Raw genomic sequence first — 21550 nt, 5'->3', positions numbered from 1 at the left:
ACATGATACTGAGGAGGCACAACAGATGTTGAGGTGGATTAAGAACAGCTTCTTGGATAAACTGGATTCCGACGCTCAAAAGAACAAATTAACCATGCTAATCATTTTTCTCACTTATGGTTATGGAGAGATCAATGTCCTAGTAGGTGGTGGTATTCCTTTTTTACACCCGATCAACCTCATTTTCTTTGGAACGGGGGGCGCGATTTTTCTTGTCGGTGTGATCTTGGCCCGTATTCCTTCAGCTGAAAGACAGTTTAAATATGTAATGACAGGTCTCAATATTGGGTATACGATTTTGCAATTTTGGATTTTTAATAGCATTCCCAATATCTATGAAGCGATCTACTTTACGTTAGCGATGCCACTCATTTATCTTAATGGCAGGCTGATTTGGTTTGCTGGACTTAGCCTCATCGGATTCAGTTTCGTCGGATATAGCATGATGCACGATTTGTTTTTCCCGAATCGGCCGGCTGCGTTTACGAATGTTTCCATTGGGTTGTTGTTTCAAACGACGATTCTCATGTGGGGCGTAACTCAAATTGGAAAATATCTGATCGGTAAAGTCAGAAAAGAAAAGGAAGAAGCAAATCATCAATCAAAAGAGCTGGAACGAACACATCAATTAATCGCAGAAACGATTGACCAGCTGAGAGAAAATTTCAAAACGCTGAAAGAAAATGTATTGGTGTCCTCTCATTCTTCAGAGGAAATTCGGATCGCCTTTAAAGAGATTGCGTCAGGTACACATGCACAGGCAGAAAGCGTTGTTCAATCGGCCGAACAGCTTCATGATATGGAACAGAAGACAGGAAGTATCTTGTCCCAGGTGAAGGCGGTCGCAATCGATATTACCAACAGTCGTCAGCTTGCGAATGTCAGCAAACAAGAACTAACGCAGTTTGATAAAAATATGAGCGGACTCAATGAAGTGGTTCACCAGACAGGAATGGTAGTTCGAGACCTGACAGAACAGACAAACAAAATCAATGAAATTGTTACGCTCATAACGGGAATCGCTTCGCAAACAAATCTGCTTGCTCTTAACGCCGCAATCGAAGCAGCGAGAGCCGGAGAGCAAGGCAGAGGGTTTGCGGTGGTGGCGGACGAGGTGCGTAAACTTGCCGAACAGTCACAGAATTCAGCAGAAAATATTCAGGTGATTCTGAGAAGGTTTAAAGAACAAGCGGAAATGATTGAAGAGCAGATCGTTCGCGGGGAAGCCGTCCAACAAGAAAGCAATGTCATGTTGCAAAAAGTGTTTACCAATGTGGATCAACTCAGCAATTTTATTCATTCGATCAACAACGTGATGGACAGCATTGTCATACATCAGCAGGATTTTATGTCCAAATCGTCAACTGTGGCGCAAGAAATTGCGTATGTATCCAGTGTGACCGAGGAAACATCCGCTGCCACGCAAGAAGTTCTGGCAAGCATCGAAGAAGAAACCAATCGAATTACCAACTCCGTGAAGGCTTTGGAGAATGTGAATGCATCTATCGCTACTTTGGAACAGATGGTACACGAGACAGAGAGAAAGCGGGATTCGTGATACGAAATGAGGGAGGGCAGCTTTACAATGGTGGAAAACTTGTTACGTATGATTAGCACCATGAGACAGCAACTTGTTCAGCTCGCCATCCTAATTGAAAATGGCGATTTTCGGCTTGCTAACCGAAAATCGCCTTTTTTGTGTGTGAGACTGGCTCCATAGAAAAGTTGAAATGGGAAAAGGAATGTTTTCGCTTTTTATTATTTGAATAGTAGTGATAATTGGAAATGGGGGTACCAGAGAATGACCGATTGCGAAGTCGATCTTTCTGCCAAAGCGTTGCTTGCAAGTAATCTGGGTGCGTAAATCGGTCTAATCGTAGGTTTGCCACTTGAACGTTCACTGGGCAAAAAAACTTTGAAAATAAGTAGAGAGAAGGAATAAAAGATGGATATAAGATTGCAGAAGCTGGCGAAGAATATCGTTCATCATTCTACGAACATCCTTCAGAATGAAAATGTACTGATTGAAGCATTCGATGTTGAGAATGACTTGGTACAAGCTGTTGTCCGTGAAGTACAGATCAGGGGAGGGAACCCGTTCGTCAACATTCGTGATAATCAAATCATCAGAACCCTATTGATGAATGCAACGGAACAACAGGTGAAGACGTGGACAGAAATCGATGCACACCAAATGAATCGGATGGATGCTTATATCGGGATCAGGGGAAGCAAAAACATCTACGAATTTTCAGACATCCCACCTGAAAAACTACATTTGTACCATCAAATCTATCAAAAGGAAGTGCATATCAATACACGCGTAAAGCATACGAAATGGGTCGTTTTGCGGTTCCCGGACCCATCCGTTGCGCAACTTGCCAAAATGAGTACGGAAGCGTTTGAGGAATTTTTCTATAATGTGTGCACGATGGATTATGAACGAATGAGCAAAGCGATGGATACTTTGGTGGATGTCATGAATCAAACGGACAAAGTGAGAATCGTTGGCCCTGGAACCGATTTGACGTTCTCGATAAAAGACATTCCGGCAATCAAATGTGCAGGCGAATTAAACCTGCCTGATGGAGAGGTCTATACGGCTCCGGTAAAGGAATCCGTTAACGGAACAATATCGTATAACACGCCTTCCCCATACAATGGGTTTGTTTTTGAAAAAATCGTTCTCACCTTTGATAACGGAAAAATTGTAAAGGCGACCGCTAATGATACCGAACGAATCAATCGAGTGTTTGATACAGATGAAGGTGCCCGGTTTGTTGGTGAATTCGCTATTGGTGTGAACCCGTATATTAAAAAGCCAATGAACGATGTACTATTTGATGAAAAAATTGATGGCTCGATACATTTTACACCGGGTCAGGCTTATGACAATGCCGACAATGGAAATCGGTCATCCATCCATTGGGATATGGTGTTAATCCAAAGACCGGAGTATGGTGGAGGAGAAATCTGGTTTGACGATCGATTGATTCGGAAAGATGGTAGATTTGTTGTGCCTGAGCTAGAGGGGTTAAATCCGGAAAATTTGATGAACTGAACGATAGGCAGGAGCAGTAGTGCTTGCCATACAGGCTCCAATAATTCATTTGCGTTATACTTTTTCTGCTTTACTGCTTCTTTTTGAGCGGGTTTTGATTTAGACCGATTATGATCAACGGTGATCCATGGAAGGAGCTGAGAGGCGGGAAACCGCCTCTTTGTTCGTGTTAACGGAAAAGGGAGAGATTTTCTGGGGATTATACAGGGATGCGATGAATAAACCCGTATCTATCTATTACTTTCCCATCTGTTGGCAAAGCTGCATGACTTCATCGGAAAGTAACGGATCACCGTGCCCGTGAACATACCACTGGATGGATTCTTTCCCCAAGCGGTTCAGCATGTTCCAATCCACGCTATCTTCCGGCTTCCGTAGATGAAACGGAGGCGGATAGAAGCAGTCGGCTACGAAGAGCACACCTTGACCAACGACTTCCACGGTGATCGAATCGCTTGCATGGGGACCTCCTACCCATTGCAGCTGCAAAGGTATGTCATCAACATGCAACGTCAGCTGGTCGGTAAAGACGCGATTTGGCTTCACGATCTGCAATTCACTCCAGTCATCGACTACAAGCAGCTTGGCCTGGTTGCTTCTCTCCATTAATGGATTCTCCCGCATTTCACGCTCCAACCACTTTGGTCCCCAAGGAATCTCAGCCATCTTCTCCATCTCATGTGCGCACAACTGGCAGGCAATTACCTCAGCATCAAACACGCAGCTTCCAAATGTATGGTCCCAATGATGATGCGTATAAATAATGGTTGAAACAGGAGGAGCTTTTATCTCATTCAGCGCTCTCTGGATCGCCCTGGCATGGCCCGGGCTGTTTCCGCAGTCAATCAATACGGTTTGGTTAGAGGTAATGATTGCGCCCACAACGGGTTCGATACGCTCCGATTTTTTGCCATGCGGGTAGATCCAGACGTATTCCGTAATCTGCCGCAACAAAACCTCGTTTTCCGCCATGTTTCCCGCTCACTTTCTGACATAAGCTTTTCTTTCTACTTTAACAGGCGATCAGGGAAGCTGTCATTCGAAAAGAATAGCCATTGTTCGGGCGGATCAGGCGCGAGATCGGCGTCAGTCTTCGATTGCCTGGTAGACCATGGTCCAGAAGTCGTGGATAACCCGCGCCGAATCCGCAGTGGACATTCCGACCTGGGTGAGCAGGATTCCGGTGAGCTGGTTGTCCGGGTCGGCGTAGGTCGAGGTGCCGCTACCGCCGTCCCAGCCGAATTGGCCGATGGACGCGTAGTCGCCGCGGTAGGTGCGCACTGCCATCCCCATCCCCCAGCCGCCATGCTGTCCTTGACCGAATGACACATGGACGTTGTCGGCAGCCATGGCGTTTCGGACAGCTTGTTGCTGGGACGTGAGGCGGTTGGTGGTCATCAGCTCGACGGCGGGTCGGGACAAGATCCGTTCGTTCCCGTGCATCCCGTGATTCAGCAGCATTCGGAAGTAGGCGTGGTAGTCGTCGACGGTGGAGACCAGTCCGCCGCCGCCGCTCTGGAACGCCGGAGGCTGGCTGTGGCGTCCCCCTTCGGCCTCATCCCACACGATGAACTCTCCGGTCTGCGGGTCGGGGGTATAAAGGGGCGGCAGCCGGTCGATCTTGTTAGCGGGCACGTGGAAACCGGTGTCCTTCATCCCCAGAGGATCGAAGATGCGTTCACGCAGGAACGTCTCAAACGACTGGCCCGTGACTCTGGCGACGAGCACGCCGAGCAGATCGTTGCTGATGTGGTACTGCCAGCGCTCTCCGGGATGGACATATACCTGTGATTGTCGATGTATTATTTCAAGTAGGGGCATTGAAGTCATTGACCAGGGACATGGTTCATAATAAAATATCCAAAACAATCGAAATTTTCTTTAGTCCATTCCTTTGTACGTTCCCCCTATGTGTCGCAACTGTTCCCGGTGAAGGGTTTTGCCGTCATACTCATAAGAAGGTGATTATCATTTATACGATCGGAGACTTTTCGAAAATCAGCAAAGTATCTCCCCGAATGCTGCGCCATTATGATAAGATGGGTCTGCTTAAACCGAAATACGTCGAGAAAGATACGAGATACAGATACTATACAGAAGAAGAAATGTACGTCATTTCCATGATCAAAAAGCTCAGGCGCTATCAATTCTCATTAAAAGAGATCAAATCGATCGTGGAAAACAAGAGTAATTACCACACAAAAGAAATGATGGAAATGCAACTATCCCGCTTGCTTCAGTCCACCAGCGCGTACAATACGATTATTTCAGAACTGAAAAAAGAAATCCGCATATTGAACAGCACATCCCCCTCTTCTCCTTCTCTTTACGACTACGATATCATGATCGGAAACCGGCGCGAGCAGCTCGTGATTTGCAAACGGCAGAAAGCCGGTCTTGACGATTTGCACTCGATCATTACTGACTTGATCCACTTTATCCAGACGAGCAATACGATCGTCCCCCTTGGTGTGTACATGGTTATCTTTCATGACATCTACGATAAATTTGAAGTGTTTAATCCGGCATGCTCTGATATGGAAGTCTGTATCCCCGTAAATGCAGAAATTGAAAGAGGAGCGTATTCCTCCCGAAAAATTGAAGAAGGTCTGTACATCAGCACGACACATATCGGCAACTACGATTCGATCGGCAATGGTTATGTTGCGCTGCTAAAGTGGGCAAGAGAAAACAATTACATGATCGCTGGCCCTCCGATTGAACGGTGTTACAAGGATGGGTTAACCAATTGCTCGCCGAGTGAATACGTGACGGAAATATCCTTCCCGGTAACATGTTTCGAACAACCTTACTAAAGAGTGAAGCGGCCCTTAATGTCGGGGGCGCTTTTTTTTGAATCCGGTAAAAACGGAGGCTTATAGAGTATTGACCTTATCACAGTGTCATAGTGGAAAATGAAAGCGAAAGCCGGATAGGAGGCTGTCATCCATCGAAAATCATTTACCTGAAAATTCGGATTCCAATTAAAGGGGGAACGACATGTCACAGACTACTTTAAAGCGTATGACGGATCACATCTTCTACATGCCACACGATGACCGCACAGATCGACCGATCCTAGCCGCCGTTTCCGGTTCAAACCTCATATTGGGGATTGATGCAGGCAATTCATCTGCTCACGCCGATCTGTTTCTTCAAGAGCTGGCTACATGCAAGGTGCCGAAGCCAGATTTGCTTGTGTTAACCCATTGGCATTGGGATCATGTATTCGGATGCAATCAAATGAATCTCCCGGTTATTGCCCATATCGGCACACAGGAAGCGCTGGAAAAAATGGCTGTTTGGGAATGGACGGATGAAGCGCTGGATCAGCGGGTCCACGATGGCAGAGAAATCCTCTTTTGCGCCGAGATGATTAAAAAAGAGTTTCCAACTCACCGCGATATCCAGATTGAAAAGGCGACTGTCGTGTTTGAACATAAGCTGGAAGTCAACCTGGGCGGAATCAACTGTCTCATTCAGCATGTCGGAGGAGATCATTCCCCTGACTCCTGCATTATCTATGTAAAAGAAGATCATGTGTTATTCATCGGAGACTGCCTCTATCCGAATTATCACAATGGAGATTGGTCTTATACGGAAAAAAACATTGTCAAGCTTCTCGATTATCTGGAAACATTCGATGCGGATCACGTCGTCATTTCGCATCGTAATCCGTTGACCAAAGCTGAATTTCAACAGGAAGCCGCTTTCTATCGGCACATCTGCCACCTGCTCGGCAAACATGGAAACAATACATCCGCGATCAGGGCGGACCTCTCCACTTTCGTCGGAAGAAAACTCGATGAAACAGAGCTGCTCATTGTGGATTGTTTTGTAAATGGTCTCAATAGATAAAGGGGGTATGCAAATGGAAAAAGACGATAAGGTCCCGACATCGCGAACAAGGCGGGATGAATCCATACTGGGAACAAAAAGTATCCCGCGATTATTTTTGCGTTTTGCTTTGGCAGGAATTATGGCCAATATGATTATGGGAATCAATTTGTTTGTCGATGGCTATTTCATCAGCGGCTTTTCGGTCCGTGAAATTGCAGGGATCGGAATTGCCTTTACGGTCGTAGCTTTTTTGCGAATGGTTGGCGTACTTTTTGGTGTGGGAGCCGGTGCGGTCATCTCCATCAGGCTTGGAGAAGGCAAAATTGACGAGGCGAGAAGCATAATGGGCCAAATCGTGTGGTTTACCTTTTTTGTCTCCATTCTGATCGCTATCTTTGGATTGGTCTTTAATCATGAAATCATGACCATGTTTGGAGCAAATGAGGAATCTCTTCCTTACGCGGTTACATATAGCCGACTTCTGTGGATTTCCTTGCCATTATCGGTATTGGCCATGGTAGTAAGCATTTTAACCAATATCGATGGGAAACCAGGTTTATCAATGAGCAGTTGGATCTTCGCCTCGGTTTTTTCCGCAATGTTAGAATCGATTTTGGTAGGGAAGTATGACATGGGGATCATGGGTTCGTCCTGGGCAAATTCGGTTGCGCTGTCGATTCCATCTTTGTTACTATTCTATTTCTGGTTTGGCCCAACAAATCTTAAGCCAAAGTGGAAAGACATGAAAATAAAAGTAAAAACAGTGGTGAGAGTAGTTTGGACAGGCTTTGCATCTTTCTCTAGCCAATTGATGAATTTTATTGCAGTTATTATATTTAACAACTTACTGTTAAGCTACGGCGGTGAGCTGCACGTTGCAATTTTCACCATCATAAGCGGTTATATCACTTTTTTGCTTTCGCTTGTAGCGCTCGGGGGGATGATCGGACTCCAACCGATCATTAGTTATAATTTCGGTGCAGGCAACTTCGACAGAGTGAAACAAGCGATTCAAATGGCAATTGTCTTCACGGTAACCTTATTCGTGATATTGACTACAGTCTTGATTGTATTGGCCGACCCGATCATGTCTTTTTTCACTGGCGGCAATCAAGATTTACAGCAACTTGGCGTATGGACCGCAATTGTATATAATTTCCTGTTTGGTTTACATGCTATTAGTGTGCTGATCGCCGGCTATTTCGAAGCACAAGAGCGAAATTGGACCGCGACATGTATAAGTATTAGTAAAATACTGTTGTTTTTGTTCCCGTTTCTCTTCATTTTTCCAATTTATTGGGGGGTTACTGGCATATGGTACGCAGCTCCTTGTGCAGAAATACCAGGTATTCTGATTACCATTTACTTTATTCGAAAAGAATTCAAACGTTTAAAAGATGCCCCTATTATGACGACGACATCATCCACACACACTTTCCTTTAAGAGGCGGATTTCCGTCTCTTCGTTTGTTTTACATCTTGAGTCTACCGACCGAAAAAAAGGGGAATTGAACACATCCGGGGTATTGATTATGATTGTGATGATTGGAGGTGTAGCAGGATTAAATCGCTGTATACGCGCGTCGTATTGGTTTTTATTTGCATTGTGATGTTGAGTTTGTTCGCGGCGTTTATGGTCAGTACCTGGATGTTTGATGGGAGGAAGCAAAATTTCATAGAAGAAACGCTGGTGAAAGACGGTAAAACCATCATCGAAGCCTATCAGGCGAATCCTTCCGCCGAGTTGGGAGCGTTTGTGCACGGTTTCTCTGGCCTCTCTCTATACAGTATCCAACTATACAATAAAGATGGTGTGCCCCTGCTTGAAGAAAAAGAACCCATGCATGTGGAGCCGGGTAACATTCAGCAGGTTCTTGCCGGCAACATTGCACGCGGTCTGAAAACAGAAATGCCAGGTCTCCCCATGGTGGGGGTTCCTTTTTCGTTGAAAGGTGATCCTTACGCTTTGTTTCTTACGGTAGATAAACATACGGTAGAGCAAGAGCAGGAAAGTATGCCTTGGATTCATGCTTTATATATTCTGGTTCTGTTTATTGGCAGCTTTCTGATTTTGATTGCCGCACGCTATGTCGTCAATCCGATCATGAAGTTGACGGAAGCTACGAAGAGGATGGCAAAAGGGACTTTTGATTCCGCGAACCTTCCCATGAATCGCAGGGATGAAATTGGTCAATTGAGCGTGAGTTTTCATGAAATGGCGAAAGAGCTGGCGAAACTGGATCAAATGCGGAAAGACTTTGTTTCGAGTGTTTCTCATGAGATTCAATCACCGTTAACTTCCATTTCAGGATTTACGAAAGCGTTAAAGCAGAAGAAAATGAGCGAGGAGAGCCGTCTCCGCTATTTGACGATTATCGAGGAGGAGAGCGAGAGGTTATCCCGCTTGGGGCAAAATTTACTGCAGCTCTCTTATTTACAACAGGAACAGCATCCATTAAAGGTTACCCAATACCGATTGGATGAACAGCTGCGGAAGGTTGTCATTACACTAGAACCTTTATGGACCGAAAAAGCAATCAACATGGATGTCGATGTTAAGGCAGTAACCATTCATGCGGACAAAGATCAACTGGACCAGGTGTGGATTAACTTGCTGAACAACGCGATCAAATTCACTGCTCCTCACGGTACGATACGCATTCAATCGATGGGCAAAGCGCATCAACATATCGTATCGATCACAGACAGTGGAATCGGGATTCCTGAAGAAGAACTTGTCAATATTTTCAAACCGTTTCACAAAGTGGACAAAGCCCGCAGCAGTTCGGTAAAAGGAAATGGACTGGGGTTATCCATCGTCAAGCAAATCATCGATATGCATGACGGCGACATTCATGTGTCCAGCAGTCTTGGTACCGGAACAACGTTTACGGTCACACTTCCTCGCGAGAACGAGAAAACCAATGAACGATACTTATAAAAAACGATCGCCCTGCGTGGAGGCCACTGAAAAACTACCGATTCTTGAAAATCAAAAGATTTTAGGGGGTACAAATCTGTCTCCCTGAACGTGAAACGAGCCTTAGAAGCGATTCTAGAGGCTCGTTTTTCTTTGCGTATTTAGTTTCGCTCAACTAAGAGGACTTTTTCAGTGGCCTCCCTGCGTGGGGCGGTATTTTTTTTACCGTTCATGTCCATTCATATTGCGTTCACACGGCTGATTTATAGTAATGGCATGGAAAGGTAACGGAAACAAAACGAAAAATTTTGATCAGAGGAGAATCAAAGATGAAGGTATTAGTACGTGTCGTTGTCTATGTCATGACGTTCGTTCTTCTTTTCGGAGGTGTCGGTGCGTTGGGGTATATTCGTTCCAATCAGGGATACTGGATGCCCACCCGGCAAACACCAATGCCTGCTTTACAAAGCGTGAGCGTGCCTGAACATGATCCGAAAAAACCTACAGTCGCTGTCCTTTTGGCCAATCCGACGACAGAAGTGTTTGATTTTATGGTCCCGTATGAAATGTTCGCAATGACTGAGGCTTATAACGTGTATGCAGTTGCCCCGGACAAAAACGTGAAAACACTCTCCGGCGGTTTGGATCTGATGCCGCACTATTCTTTTGATGAACTGGATCGATTATTAGGGAAAAGTCCCGACCTGATTGTGATCCCCGCCATGCCTATGGTTGACGAGGCGAAGTATAAGCCTGTCCGGGAATGGATCCAAAAACATGCGGATACGAAGCTGGTAAGCATTTGCGCTGGAGGGCTGAATCTGGCCGATACAGGTTTATTGAAGGGGAAAGAAGCAACCACCGACTGGAAAAGTTTTGATTATCAAGAAATCAATAAATATCCGGAAACAAAATGGCGAAGAGGTGTGCGGTATGTGGCGGACGGGAACATCGTCTCTTCAGCAGCTCTCACTTCCGGAATCGATGCCGTCCTCTATGTGATTTCACAGCAATTAGGCGAACCGATGGCGGAGAAAATCGCGAAAGAGATGAATTACCCTTCTTACGCTTTCGTAAAAAATCCGCAGGTAGCCCCCTATTATGTTGATCGAACCGAAATGATTTTTACGTTCAATCAGGCATTCCAATGGAACAAAAAAAGCGCAGGGGTATTGTTGTATAACGGGATGGATGACGGAGCATTATCTACGATTTTTGATACCTATGCTGCTTCTGGAACGACAAAGGTTTATACGATCTCAGACGCCAAGCAGCCGATCGTTACGAAGTATCACCTTAACCTGGTTTCCCGCTATCAAATGGCGAACGCGCTGAAACTCGATCGCATGTTCGTTCCGGGAGTGGAAGCGGAGACTATAGCTGCAGCAGATGTCAAGCAGTGGAGCGAAAAGGGAAATAACGTGGTGCCTGAGTTCATTCACAGCGGTTACGGAGACAGATTTATGTTTGATGCTCCGCTTGAAGATTTAGCCAAGCAAGAGGACGTCCTCACCGCTAGATATGGTCTCAAGCGTCTGGAATACCGTGCTACCCATCTTGCTTTTGAAGGCAATCCATTTTCCTATGAAGCTTTCGGTATACCGGTTTTGCTTGGTTTTGCAGCATTGCTTCTTGCTTTCTCGATTGATAGACGATTCATGCAAAAAGGGAAGAGAGGCCGCCATCAATTAGTAACACGTTCATAAGGAGGATAACAGGATGAATAGTCTCGAACAGGCAATTTCGCTTGGGCCTGTACTTACCAAAATTTTCTGTGACGATGACATTATGGTGGCGGTTACCGACACCGAAAAGTATGTGTACTTTTCTCCTTCAAAATCACTCAATGCCGGTATCACGATCGGTCAGCCTTTTCTGAATTACGACTTGTTTGGAAACATCAAAAAATCCAAAGGCAGGGAGGAGATGATCTCTCCACCAGAGTATGGACCGCCGTTTCGGGCAATTGGATATCCGTTGTTTGACGACACCGGGCAATGGATCGGGTCCCTTGGTTTCGGGTGTAGTTTGCATAAAGAATACTTGCTCAAGGATATGATCGGGAAGTTGGAACAAATTGCGAATACAATCGGAGATCAAACGCACTCTATCACAGCCCATGCCGAACAACTCTCGGCTACGATTCAGGAAATATCGGCGACTTCCACAGCAAATTTGCAAAAGACCGAGAGTATGGATGAAGTCATATCGTTTATCCATACGATTGCGCAACAATCAAATTTACTCGGTCTGAATGCGGCGATCGAGGCTGCAAGAGCTGGCGAGTATGGGAAAACATTTTCAGTTGTTGCCACTGAAATAAGAAAACTATCGCGTCATTCTGAAGAGTCTTCGAAGAAAATCGGTGCCTTTTTAGAACAAATGAAAAGTTCAATTATAGGAATGAACGACAGCATGAATGATATTCGTCAATCTTCCAGCGAACTCGCCATTCATTCTGAATTATTCACGAAATTGACGGAAGAATTAAATCAGGTGAGCGAAACATTAAATAGCTTTGTCACGGATTTATTAAAAGCGAAATCCTGACACCGCATCGATTACAGAAAGAAGAGACGGGAAACCGCCTCTTCTTTCGTTTCAAAGGAAGCTCTCGCTGGTTTGCCGATCGGGAAGCACCTGAGTCAGTCTGACAAAGCATGTTGTTGTGCCATGCCTTCTTTTCTTGCCTCTTGTCTTATCCATGAAAATAATAATAATGACGCCACGACTGCAATTGCCACACTGATCGTCCCAAACCACGGGATGGATGACAAGGATATCCGATCCACGGCGAGGCCGCCGATTCCCGCACCTGCTGCCATCGATAATTGCATCATAGACTGGTTGAGCCCGAGCATGACTCCCGAATATTTCGGCTCAATTCGGATCAAATTGTATTGCTGTGTAGGACCGGACGACCATGCTGCAAATGACCATAAGACTAGGACAACAACGAGCATCCAAGAGTTCTTTAAAGAAACGGCAACAGCAGATAGTAACAGGAAAGCCGTGATGTGCAGGAGCATTCCCCCGATTAGCGTGAAAGTAACGCCCCATTTATCTGTACTGTAACCACCGAATTTGGAACCGATTAAGCTTGCCACGCCGAACGCCAGCAATACTCCGCTAAGCACTTCTTCATGTAAGCCCGCAACCTCGAGAAGATAAGGCGAAATGTAGGTATACGCGATCGAGTAACCGCCAAGCCAAAAGAAAGTGATCGAGAGTCCAAGAGCCACTTTTTTGCTTTTGAGGAGAGCAAGCTGTTTGGATAAAGGTACAGGGGTATCGCCTTTTATTCGCGGAATCGTTCTATGTAGAACAAAGATGGACAGAAGCCCGAGTATGGCAATGAAACCGAACACCGATTTCCAACCGTATGCAGAGGCAATCATGCGACCAAGAGGAACCCCGATAATTAGTGAGGTAGTAAACCCCATCACTACCGTTGCAATCGAGCTGGCTTGTTTACCTTCGGGCGCAATTTTCGCTGCGATATCCAAGGCGGTTACAACGACCATTCCTGCACCTAAAGCCATCAGCACGCGCGCAAACACAAAAAGCCCGAAGCCTGGCAAAACAAAAGACAAAATGTTGGCTAACACGAAAATTCCCAGCGCACCAACGAGCAGCTTTTGCCTCTCGATTTTTGCCGTCAAAGCCATCAATATGGGGGTGCAAATTGCATATACAAAGGAAAAAACAGTCACAAACTGTCCGGCTGAAGTAATGGAGATACCCAGCGTATCCGAGATTTTGTCTAAAATACCTGAAATGACATACTCCGATGTCCCGACTAAAAAGCTGACAATCGCTAAAAAATAAACCTTCCAAGTGCTCGCCTTCATTTCGCCACTCCTTTTCAATTCGCATCTACATATAATAAATTATCGATTTGTAGCGCGTGAAAAATCTACACATTACAATATATCGATGTGTAGGACTGAAACAAACCGAATCCCCAGGAGAGCATTCAGCTTGTGGTTGTCATTAAATTTCGTTAGTGAAAAATGCACCAATTTCGCGTAAAGCTTCCTCGTTTCTTTTGAAGTACGTAAACTTACCGATCCGCTCAGCCGTGATCAGACCTGCCCGCTGGAGTATCGATAAATATTGGGAAGCTGTGGACTGTGTCATTTTCAGCTTTTCTGTGACTTGACCAACACATACCCCGATTTTACTCATATCAATCCCTTCGTGGGGCGTAAAATGTTTTTCAGGCTCTTTTAACCAATGCAAAATTTGTAATCTCGGCTCGTTGGACAGTGCTTTAAAAACTTCAATCGGCTCCATACACATTATCATATCGGAATTTATCGATTCGTCAAGTTCTTTTATACAACCGCCTCGCCGAGTTTTCGTTTGAATCGTGACGAGGAGTTTGTGACAAAAATCACATCCTGAAGATGCATCACCTTTTATCATAAGGAATGAGAAGCAAGCAATCTTTATTCCCAAGTGAAGGGTGATCGTATGGTTCAAAAATGGCAGTTGCCGTTACAGACGTTGAATCTTGTCGTCGGATTTATGGTTTGGGTTATTTTGTCATCACTAATGCCTTTTATCAAGGAATCGGTTCCGTTGAGTCCGGGCGAAGTGGCGTGGGTTACAGCGATTCCCGTGCTGCTTGGTTCGCTGTTGAGAATCCCCATCGGATATTGGAGCAACCGATTTGGTGCGAGAAAGCTTTTCAGCATCAGTTTTCTCCTGTTGTTGGTCCCTGTTTTTTACATTAGCAAGGCAACCACCTATACAGATTTGTTAATCGGCGGGGTGTTTTTGGGGATCGGCGGAGCGGTGTTTTCCATTGGTGTCACCTCTCTCCCTAAATACTTCCCGAAAGAGCGGCACGGGTCGATAAACGGAATTTACGGTATGGGGAATATCGGTACGGCCGTAACCACATTTGCGGCTCCGGTTTTGGCAAAAAGCTTTGGTTGGGCCACAACCGTACAAATGTTCATTTTGTTGCTGGTGGGGTTCGCGATTCTTACCTTCTTTTTGGGGGATAAGAATGAACCAAAGGTCAATACTCCGCTAAGACAGCAAATGATGAGTGTCTACAAAAATAAGAAGCTGTGGTTGGTCAGTCTTTTCTACTTTATTACGTTTGGTTGCTTCGTCGCTTTCACGGTCTACCTGCCCAACTTTTTGGTCAGCCATTTCCAAATCGATAAAGTGGACGCTGGTATGAGAACAGCTGGTTTCATTCTCCTCGCCACGATTGCAAGACCGGTAGGAGGATGGCTTGGAGATCGATGGAATCCGTTCAAGACGCTGATGATTGTGTTTGCCGGGCTCGCCCTTGCTGGAATTTTGCTGTCTTTTTCGCCAGCGATCCAGATGTATACGGCAGGATGCTTGCTGGTTGCCCTCTGTGCCGGAATCGGGAACGGAGCAGTGTTCAAACTGGTTCCGATGTATTTCTCGAAACAAGCCGGTATTGTAAATGGAATTGTCTCTGCCATGGGGGGATTGGGCGGGTTTTTCCCACCGCTGGTTTTAACCCTGCTGTTTAATCTGACTGGGCATTATGCTATCGGGTTTATGGCATTGTCGCAGTTTGCATTGGCCAGTTTGATCATCGTGATGTGGCTGTTTTATCAGGAGAAGCTGCAGCTCGCGGCTACGATTATGGAAAATACAGGGGAAGCGATTCTGATTACCGATCCGAAAGGGGTCATCAGGAGTGCGAACCAGGCGTTTACGAGAGTGACCGGTTATGCAATGGATGAGGTGATTGGCAAGTCCCCTAATATTTTGAAATCAGGCAAGCAGGATGCAGTTTTTTATCAAAAGATGTGGGAATCGATCCGGAAGAATGGCTATTGGCAAGGAGAGATCTGGAATCGCAAGAAAAATGGCGAGCAGTATCTCCAATGGTTGACCATCAGCGCGATTCAGGACGATGCCGGTGATACGCAGTATTATGCCGGGATGTTCAGCGAGCTTACAAAGCAATAAATACCGCCAAAAACATGTAAAAAAAGTCTTGGGCTGTCGGCCCGAGACTTTTTACATTTGACAGAAATCAGGAGGGCAATCATCACAAAAAATAGCCTCTTTTAGAAAAGCAAGGTTTTTGATCAGGATATGTCCATGGGGGAGCAGATCGACGACGCCCTGTTTTTTTAGATCGGACAGCATCCGGTTGACACTTTCGCGTGTCAAGCCAAGGAATTGGGCTAAATCGCGATTGGTAAGCGAAAGATCGATGAGAATCCCGTTCGGGTGGGGCTTTCCATACGTGTTGGTCATGCGGATTAACGTGGAGTAGAAGGCGCCGATCTTTCCATTGAGAAGCAGATCGCGAAATTTGGACTGCATCCGCCTGTTCATCAGCCCCATCCATCGCAGGAACTCTACACAGAATTGGCCGTTTTTGATCAGCATTTTTTCCAGCCCTTGACGGGGGATGATCCATACCTCGCCAGCCAGCAACATGGTGCCTGTGGAGGTGTATGTCAATTCCTGCTCAAAAAGTCCGGAGACGCCGACAAGCTCACCTGCGCCAAATATTTGCAGCGTCAGCTCTTTTCCATCGTTGGTTGTCTTTGTCAGTTTGATTTGACCTGATGCAATTAAAAATAACTGGGTGGCTTTTTCACCATCCATAAACAAGGTGGCATCGGGCGTATAAGTTTTGCGAATCGCTAAGGTTTCAAGACTTTTGACAAAATCGGGAGTGACCTGATCGACAAAAGTAATCCCATTTCCGGTCATGCGGGTCCCCCTTACTGTTAAAGATACAGTCGCACCCATTATATCACCCGAAATTAAAATTTGTGCGGGAAAATCATAGTAACGGGGCGAGGATGTGAAGAACATCACATCCTGGGGTGTAGTCAGTTGCTACAATTGTCTCGAACGAAAGGACTTTGAGCGAGCGACTGCAAGGAGGGTGTTGTATGGATTATTTATTTGCTTCCAAGGTGGCGAAGCGTGCTTTTATCATCATTTGCTGTTTATTTGCCATGACTTATGTGGGATCACGCTTTTTTACTCATATTGACCTTGCGCTGTACGGGTATATGGTGGGGACGCTTGTCTTTATCGGAGGGTTTTTGTACCGGTTTTCAGCGTGGGCTGACCGCCCGCCCACCAATATTATTCTAAAAAAAGGGCTGCGTCTGCTTTTTCGAAAAAGCACGCCAAAAACAACGGTGGATCATCTGGCAACCTATCGCTTTATCTGGAATCGGGGATGGTATCGTTGGACACAGCATGTCTTGTTGGGCTGGTGATGCATCCTGTCGGCATTTGTCACGTTTCCGCTGGTGTTTGGCTGGATGTATTTTACGATGGCGGAGAACGGGTACTACCAGGTCGTGTTTATGGGTGTGAATGTCCTGACCGTACTGGCGGATGGATGGATCGCCTTTCTCTTTTACAATGCGCTCAACATCACCGCATTCATGGTGATTGGCGGCGTGGTCATGGCTTTGTATCGCAGAATCAAGAACATGCAGGCACGAGCGGAACAAACGTTTTTTTACGATTTTCTCCCGTTGTATCTGTTGCTGTTTGTCAGCGTGACAGGCTTGATGTTAACAGCAAGCAACCTGTTCCTGGGGGGCTTCGGACACCCGCTCATGACCGTGGTCCATCAATTCGCAGTCATTGTTACACTCATCTATCTGCCGTTTGGGAAACTGGCGCACATCCCGTTCCGGCCCATGAGTGTATTCGCCCGCAATTACCGCGAACATTATGGCGAACAAGAAATGAAAACATGCAAAGTGTGCGGCAGCGGCTTCGTTTCTGCCGAACAATCGGCGGACGTTATCGATGTGCTGAAGAAAAACGAGATGTCTTTCCAAATGAAGGAAGGCTTCAATCTGGCCGAACTCTGCCTGCCGTGCCGTAGAAAATATCGGATGTACCGCTTTACAGGAATTCCTACGCACGAGATAAACGCCAGGGAGGCAAACCAGAATGCAAAAGGATAAATTTTTTAAAGTCATCGAAAACAAGATTCATCCCAATGAGAAATTGGTCGGTACGCACTGCAGTTACTGCGGCATGCAGTGCGGAATGTACCTGCGTGTGGATACAACGACGAACAAGATTATCGGGGTAGAGCCGCGATACGATTTCCCTGTCAACCTGGGAAAGATGTGCCCAAAGGGAGTTACGGCTTATCAGCAGGTGAACCATCCGGATCGCATTGAGCGGCCGTTGATTCGAGAGGATGCTTCTTTAAAAGGCACATCGGAAGGATTTCGGGAAGCGACATGGGAGGAAGCGCTCGGGTTGATCGTATCCCGGTTCAAGGAAATGCAAAACGCTTACGGCAAAGATACATTGTCTGTCTACTCCGGCGTTTCCATGACCAACGAAAAATGTTATCTCACAGGTAAATTTGCCCGGGTCGGTTTGCAAACCCGTTATATTGACTACAATGGCCGCTTCTGCATGTCTTCAGCGGCGGCGGGATTTAATCGCAGCTTTGGGATCGATCGTGGTTCTACCGTTCCCTGGACCGACCTTCATCAAACGGACTGCTTGTTTATCGCAGGTTCAAACGCGTCTGAATGCCACCCTACGAGCATGTTTCGGATTTGGGAAGTGCAAAATCGAGGCGGGTATCTGATCGTAGCTGATCCAAGGGAAACGCCTTTGGCACGCCGTGCGGATATTCACCTGGATTTGCGCCCCGGTACAGATTTGGCTTTGGCAAACGGAATGGTTCACCTCCTGATCAAAAACGGACATATTGACGAACACTTTATTCAGAATCATACCAACGGCTTTGAAGAAACGAAAGAATTGGTCGCTTCCTTTACCCCGGAGTACGTGAGTGAAGTAACCGGAATTGATGTGGAAAAATTGATTCGGGCAGCGGATATTTACGGCAGGTCGCCGGAGGCTATCGTGATGTTTTGCCGCGGCGTCGAACAGCAGTCAAAAGGCACGGACAACGTGTCTGCCTATACGAACATGGCGCTGGTCACCGGCAAGATCGGCCGTCCCAAATCAGGCGTGGCTACCTTTACCGGTCAAGGCAACGGCCAGGGTGGTCGGGAACACGGGCAAAAAGCGGACCAGTTACCTGGGTACCGCAAGATGGATAATCCGGAACATGTGCGCGAAATCGCGTGCGCCTGGGGCATCCCGGTGGAGGAAATGCCGCAGAAAGGCGTCTCTGCCTATGAGATGTTCCAGCTCATGAAAGATAAAACCATACGCGGGTTGTATTTGCTCTGTTCCAACCCGGCTGTAAGCGCGCCAAATCTCAACCATGTTCGAGAGTCGCTGAAAAGCCTGGATTTTATGGTGTGCTGCGATTTTTACCTGTCAGAATCAGCTGAATACGCTGACGTTGTTCTGCCTGTGACGACATGGGCGGAGGACGATGGGACGACAACGAATCTGGAAGGCCGTGTCATTCGGCACCGCCAAGCGCAGGAGTGGTACGCCGAATCCAAGCCTGACTGGTGGATTCAGATTGAAATCGCCAAACGAATGGGACGGGGAGAATACTTTGAACACCTGAAGTCTCCCCTTGATATATTCAATGAATTGCGCCAGGTCTCCAAGGGAGGGGTAGCCGACTACTACGGGGTGACCTACGAGAAAATCGAGCAGCAAAACGGTGTATTCTGGCCATGCCGCACGGAGGATGACGAAGGGCAGCCCCATCTGTTTCTGGATAAGAAATTTTATCACCCGGACGGCAAAGCAAAAATTTGCGCCCTGCCTTACCGCCCGCCGGCTGAAGAACCGGATGAGGAATATCCGCTGCGGCTGACAACAGGACGGGTTGTCTTTCACTACTTGTCCGGTAACCAAACAAGGCGGATTCCGTTCCTGAAAGCCATGTATCCGGACCCGCTTCTCGAGGTCCATCCACAGACGGCCCGCCGTTACGGGATTGAACACGACGAGCTGGTGACCCTGAAGACGAGAAGGGGAGAGGCGCAGTACCGTGTAAAAATCATCGAGGCGATTCGAGAGGACACGGTGTGTGTTCCCTACCACTGGGGGAAAGAGGAATCCATCAACCTCCTGACCAACCCGGCGTTGGACCCGTACAGCAAGATGCCGGAATTTAAAGCATGCGCCGCGCAAATCATCAAGCAAAAACAGGATGGTGTTCGCAATGGATAAACAGGTCTTATATATCGAAATGGACAATTGCATTGGTTGTCGAAGTTGTTTGGCGGCGTGCACGCAATGCGGCGGACATGACAACCGCAACCGAAACGATGTACTGGATGTGGACCCGTTTGTCAGCAGGCAAACCATTCCGCTCATGTGCTTTCACTGTGTCAATCCGGCTTGCGCGCGCAGTTGTCCCGCCCAGGCAATTCAAATCGCTGATAACGGTGCGGTTTTGTCAGCCTTGGTAGAGAAATGCATCGGTTGTCAAAACTGTACGATTGCATGTCCCTATGGGATTCCCAAATTTGATGAAGCGCAAAATCTGATGTACAAGTGCGATCTTTGTTACGACCGGACGAAAGAGGGGATACCGCCCATGTGCGCATCGGTTTGTCCGACCAACACACTGCAGTGGATCAACGAATCGGAGCTTGAAAGCAAACGAGCGCAAGTACCGATGGCCAATGGAAAATGGATCGCCAGCCAGTCGCCGGAAGGTTTGGAAGGCGAAACAAATGTACGAATCAGTCTGCCTGGCATTCTGCAAGGAAAACAAAAGCTGTTTTAGAAAGGAGCAAGGGTTATGGAGAAGGATGACAACTATACCCATAATATCAATCGGTCCAACGAGCGCAGCCTTGATCGGCGGAGTTTTATGAAAACGATGGTAGGGGCAGCCGGCCTTTTTGCGGTATCTACCCTTCCATGGGGGGCACTGGCTGCCAAAGAGCTAATGGGTCCAACTGACAAATCGTTTCCCAAGCAAAAAGTTGCGAATCTCTCTGATCTACAGCCTGGAGATGCCGTTGAATTTGCTTATCCGGGGGAACATGACGGCGCTCTGTTGGTGTGCTTGAAGGAGGGGGAATACAAGGCGTATCAAAATGCATGCACACACCTGCGCTGTCCGGTATTTTGGGATCGTGAGGAGAAGGAGCTGCTATGCCCATGCCATCATGGAAAATTTGATGCGGCCACGGGGCGGCCGCTTGCTGGACCTCCCAGACGGCCGCTGCCGGAAATTGTCCTTCAGCAAAAAGATGGTGCCGTATACGCTGTAGGGGTGAAAAAATATGAAGAGCAACTATAGGAGCCTGCTCCTGTTGGTGTTGATACTGTTCGCAAGCATTGTATGCACGCAGTATACGGTTAATATGTATTTTGCCCAGCGGTATGTCGAGGTGCTATTGTTCTGCGGTTCCGCGGTGGTGCTGTTCCCGCTGGCATGGGTGGTTTATGTCAAAGATCGTCGCGATCGTCGAGGACAAAGAAAATGACGAACAAGCAAATGATTGCTGTACTTTACCAAAAGCTCCCCTCCCTGGTGGGGCAAAAAATGGGCATTCTCATTCGGGATTTGGCGGAGAATGCGGAACCGCACGCTGCACCTCCCATGGAAAGGAAGCTGGCAAAATGGGAGATCACGGAGGATGAGGAGCATCTGCGGCTCTATTTTAATCTTTGCCAGTTTGTCGCGATTCCCATTCTTGAATGGGCCAATGACTTTTTTCCCAGAGAATAACGGGACCCTTATGGTTGCGCAAGACAATCGGGGACAACTGGAGTATCGCGTTTCTTTTTGCAACGAACCTTGAAACAGGGGGAATTTCCTTTAGAGGAGG

At 46.8% G+C, this 21550-nt stretch carries 17 protein-coding genes and 2 pseudogenes; 14 read left to right on the top strand and 5 right to left on the bottom strand.

Going from position 1 to position 21550, the window contains the following annotated elements; all coding sequences use genetic code 11:
- Positions 1 to 25 precede the first annotated feature (25 nt).
- Complete coding sequence (locus ACTID9_RS23915) at positions 26 to 1558, top strand: DUF4077 domain-containing protein (protein ID WP_441067394.1); 1533 nt, start codon at positions 26 to 28, stop codon at positions 1556 to 1558.
- A 387-nt stretch (positions 1559 to 1945) separates the two neighbouring features.
- A complete protein-coding gene (locus tag ACTID9_RS23910) occupies positions 1946 to 3061 on the top strand; it encodes an aminopeptidase (protein WP_441067392.1) in 1116 nt (371 codons plus the stop codon).
- Positions 3062 to 3298: 237 nt separating this feature from the next.
- Here ACTID9_RS23910 and ACTID9_RS23905 read toward each other — a convergent pair whose 3' ends face one another.
- A complete protein-coding gene (locus ACTID9_RS23905) occupies positions 3299 to 4033 on the bottom strand; it encodes an MBL fold metallo-hydrolase (protein WP_441067390.1) in 735 nt (244 codons plus the stop codon).
- Between the two features lie 114 nt (positions 4034 to 4147).
- A pseudogene (locus ACTID9_RS23900) lies at positions 4148 to 4909 on the bottom strand (serine hydrolase domain-containing protein); the annotation flags it as partial.
- Here ACTID9_RS23900 and ACTID9_RS23895 point away from each other — a divergent pair.
- From ACTID9_RS23895 to ACTID9_RS23870, 6 genes are all read left to right on the top strand, one after another.
- On the top strand, positions 4903 to 5877 hold the full coding sequence (locus ACTID9_RS23895; protein WP_441072721.1) for a MerR family transcriptional regulator: 975 nt from the start codon (positions 4903 to 4905) through the stop codon (positions 5875 to 5877). The pseudogene ACTID9_RS23900 and the gene ACTID9_RS23895 overlap by 7 nt on opposite strands.
- Positions 5878 to 6061: 184 nt before the next feature.
- Positions 6062 to 6919: an MBL fold metallo-hydrolase gene (locus ACTID9_RS23890; protein ID WP_441067388.1), complete on the top strand. Its 858-nt coding sequence runs from the start codon at positions 6062 to 6064 to the stop codon at positions 6917 to 6919.
- Between the two features lie 13 nt (positions 6920 to 6932).
- The gene (locus ACTID9_RS23885) at positions 6933 to 8345 is read left to right on the top strand and encodes an MATE family efflux transporter (RefSeq protein ID WP_441067386.1); all 1413 of its coding nucleotides are present in this window, start codon (positions 6933 to 6935) and stop codon (positions 8343 to 8345) included.
- 246 nt (positions 8346 to 8591) lie between these two features.
- Positions 8592 to 9842, top strand: a complete 1251-nt coding sequence (locus ACTID9_RS23880; RefSeq protein ID WP_441067384.1) for a sensor histidine kinase — start codon at positions 8592 to 8594, stop codon at positions 9840 to 9842.
- Between the two features lie 308 nt (positions 9843 to 10150).
- The gene (locus tag ACTID9_RS23875; RefSeq protein ID WP_441067382.1) at positions 10151 to 11527 is read left to right on the top strand and encodes a DJ-1/PfpI family protein; all 1377 of its coding nucleotides are present in this window, start codon (positions 10151 to 10153) and stop codon (positions 11525 to 11527) included.
- A 13-nt stretch (positions 11528 to 11540) separates the two neighbouring features.
- Positions 11541 to 12371 (top strand): methyl-accepting chemotaxis protein, encoded by an 831-nt coding sequence (locus ACTID9_RS23870; protein ID WP_441067380.1) that lies wholly within the window; start codon positions 11541 to 11543, stop codon positions 12369 to 12371.
- Between the two features lie 95 nt (positions 12372 to 12466).
- On the opposite strand, the gene ACTID9_RS23865 is transcribed toward ACTID9_RS23870, so the two are convergent.
- Together ACTID9_RS23865 and ACTID9_RS23860 are read right to left on the bottom strand one after the other, a co-directional pair.
- A complete protein-coding gene (locus ACTID9_RS23865) occupies positions 12467 to 13672 on the bottom strand; it encodes an MFS transporter (RefSeq protein ID WP_441067378.1) in 1206 nt (401 codons plus the stop codon).
- 142 nt (positions 13673 to 13814) lie between these two features.
- The gene (locus ACTID9_RS23860) at positions 13815 to 14117 is read right to left on the bottom strand and encodes an ArsR/SmtB family transcription factor (RefSeq protein ID WP_441067376.1); all 303 of its coding nucleotides are present in this window, start codon (positions 14115 to 14117) and stop codon (positions 13815 to 13817) included.
- 180 nt (positions 14118 to 14297) lie between these two features.
- On the opposite strand from ACTID9_RS23860, the gene ACTID9_RS23855 reads away from it, so the two are divergent.
- Complete coding sequence (locus tag ACTID9_RS23855; RefSeq protein ID WP_441067374.1) at positions 14298 to 15788, top strand: nitrate/nitrite transporter; 1491 nt, start codon at positions 14298 to 14300, stop codon at positions 15786 to 15788.
- Positions 15789 to 15839: 51 nt separating this feature from the next.
- Here ACTID9_RS23855 and ACTID9_RS23850 read toward each other — a convergent pair whose 3' ends face one another.
- Positions 15840 to 16547 carry a Crp/Fnr family transcriptional regulator gene (locus ACTID9_RS23850; protein WP_441067372.1) on the bottom strand — a complete coding sequence of 236 codons (708 nt, stop codon included), beginning with the start codon at positions 16545 to 16547 and terminating at the stop codon, positions 15840 to 15842.
- 185 nt (positions 16548 to 16732) lie between these two features.
- Between ACTID9_RS23850 and ACTID9_RS23845 the strand changes: the two are divergent.
- The 5 genes and pseudogenes from ACTID9_RS23845 to ACTID9_RS23825 all read left to right on the top strand — a co-directional run bounded on the left by ACTID9_RS23845 (position 16733) and on the right by ACTID9_RS23825 (position 21450).
- Positions 16733 to 17773 (top strand): annotated as a pseudogene (locus tag ACTID9_RS23845) (hypothetical protein).
- Complete coding sequence (locus tag ACTID9_RS23840; protein WP_441067370.1) at positions 17760 to 19934, top strand: molybdopterin oxidoreductase family protein; 2175 nt, start codon at positions 17760 to 17762, stop codon at positions 19932 to 19934. Before ACTID9_RS23845 ends, ACTID9_RS23840 begins: the two are co-directional and overlap by 14 nt.
- The gene (locus tag ACTID9_RS23835; protein WP_441067368.1) at positions 19927 to 20496 is read left to right on the top strand and encodes a 4Fe-4S dicluster domain-containing protein; all 570 of its coding nucleotides are present in this window, start codon (positions 19927 to 19929) and stop codon (positions 20494 to 20496) included. The genes ACTID9_RS23840 and ACTID9_RS23835 overlap by 8 nt, the downstream gene beginning before the upstream one ends.
- Positions 20497 to 20511: 15 nt before the next feature.
- Positions 20512 to 21018 carry a Rieske 2Fe-2S domain-containing protein gene (locus tag ACTID9_RS23830; protein ID WP_441067366.1) on the top strand — a complete coding sequence of 169 codons (507 nt, stop codon included), beginning with the start codon at positions 20512 to 20514 and terminating at the stop codon, positions 21016 to 21018.
- A 183-nt stretch (positions 21019 to 21201) separates the two neighbouring features.
- Positions 21202 to 21450: a hypothetical protein gene (locus ACTID9_RS23825; protein WP_441067364.1), complete on the top strand. Its 249-nt coding sequence runs from the start codon at positions 21202 to 21204 to the stop codon at positions 21448 to 21450.
- The last annotated feature ends 100 nt before the right edge of the window (positions 21451 to 21550 follow it).

It is taken from the genome of Brevibacillus fluminis, assembly GCF_052072235.1.
Taxonomy (GTDB): Bacteria; Bacillota; Bacilli; order Brevibacillales; family Brevibacillaceae; genus Brevibacillus_D; species Brevibacillus_D fluminis_A.
Note: the sequence above shows the minus strand (reverse complement) of the source record. Positions and strands in the feature narration are given on the sequence as shown.

Coding starts and splice junctions, on each gene's coding strand:
- ACTID9_RS23915 (WP_441067394.1), top strand. CDS start 26: ATGTTGAGGTGGATTAAGAACAGCTTCTTGGATAAACTGGATTCCGAC.
- ACTID9_RS23910 (WP_441067392.1), top strand. CDS start 1,946: ATGGATATAAGATTGCAGAAGCTGGCGAAGAATATCGTTCATCATTCT.
- ACTID9_RS23905 (WP_441067390.1), bottom strand. CDS start 4,033: ATGGCGGAAAACGAGGTTTTGTTGCGGCAGATTACGGAATACGTCTGG.
- ACTID9_RS23895 (WP_441072721.1), top strand. CDS start 4,903: ATGGTTCATAATAAAATATCCAAAACAATCGAAATTTTCTTTAGTCCA.
- ACTID9_RS23890 (WP_441067388.1), top strand. CDS start 6,062: ATGTCACAGACTACTTTAAAGCGTATGACGGATCACATCTTCTACATG.
- ACTID9_RS23885 (WP_441067386.1), top strand. CDS start 6,933: ATGGAAAAAGACGATAAGGTCCCGACATCGCGAACAAGGCGGGATGAA.
- ACTID9_RS23875 (WP_441067382.1), top strand. CDS start 10,151: ATGAAGGTATTAGTACGTGTCGTTGTCTATGTCATGACGTTCGTTCTT.
- ACTID9_RS23870 (WP_441067380.1), top strand. CDS start 11,541: ATGAATAGTCTCGAACAGGCAATTTCGCTTGGGCCTGTACTTACCAAA.
- ACTID9_RS23865 (WP_441067378.1), bottom strand. CDS start 13,672: ATGAAGGCGAGCACTTGGAAGGTTTATTTTTTAGCGATTGTCAGCTTT.
- ACTID9_RS23860 (WP_441067376.1), bottom strand. CDS start 14,117: ATGGAGCCGATTGAAGTTTTTAAAGCACTGTCCAACGAGCCGAGATTA.
- ACTID9_RS23855 (WP_441067374.1), top strand. CDS start 14,298: ATGGTTCAAAAATGGCAGTTGCCGTTACAGACGTTGAATCTTGTCGTC.
- ACTID9_RS23850 (WP_441067372.1), bottom strand. CDS start 16,547: ATGACCGGAAATGGGATTACTTTTGTCGATCAGGTCACTCCCGATTTT.
- ACTID9_RS23840 (WP_441067370.1), top strand. CDS start 17,760: ATGCAAAAGGATAAATTTTTTAAAGTCATCGAAAACAAGATTCATCCC.
- ACTID9_RS23835 (WP_441067368.1), top strand. CDS start 19,927: ATGGATAAACAGGTCTTATATATCGAAATGGACAATTGCATTGGTTGT.
- ACTID9_RS23830 (WP_441067366.1), top strand. CDS start 20,512: ATGGAGAAGGATGACAACTATACCCATAATATCAATCGGTCCAACGAG.
- ACTID9_RS23825 (WP_441067364.1), top strand. CDS start 21,202: ATGACGAACAAGCAAATGATTGCTGTACTTTACCAAAAGCTCCCCTCC.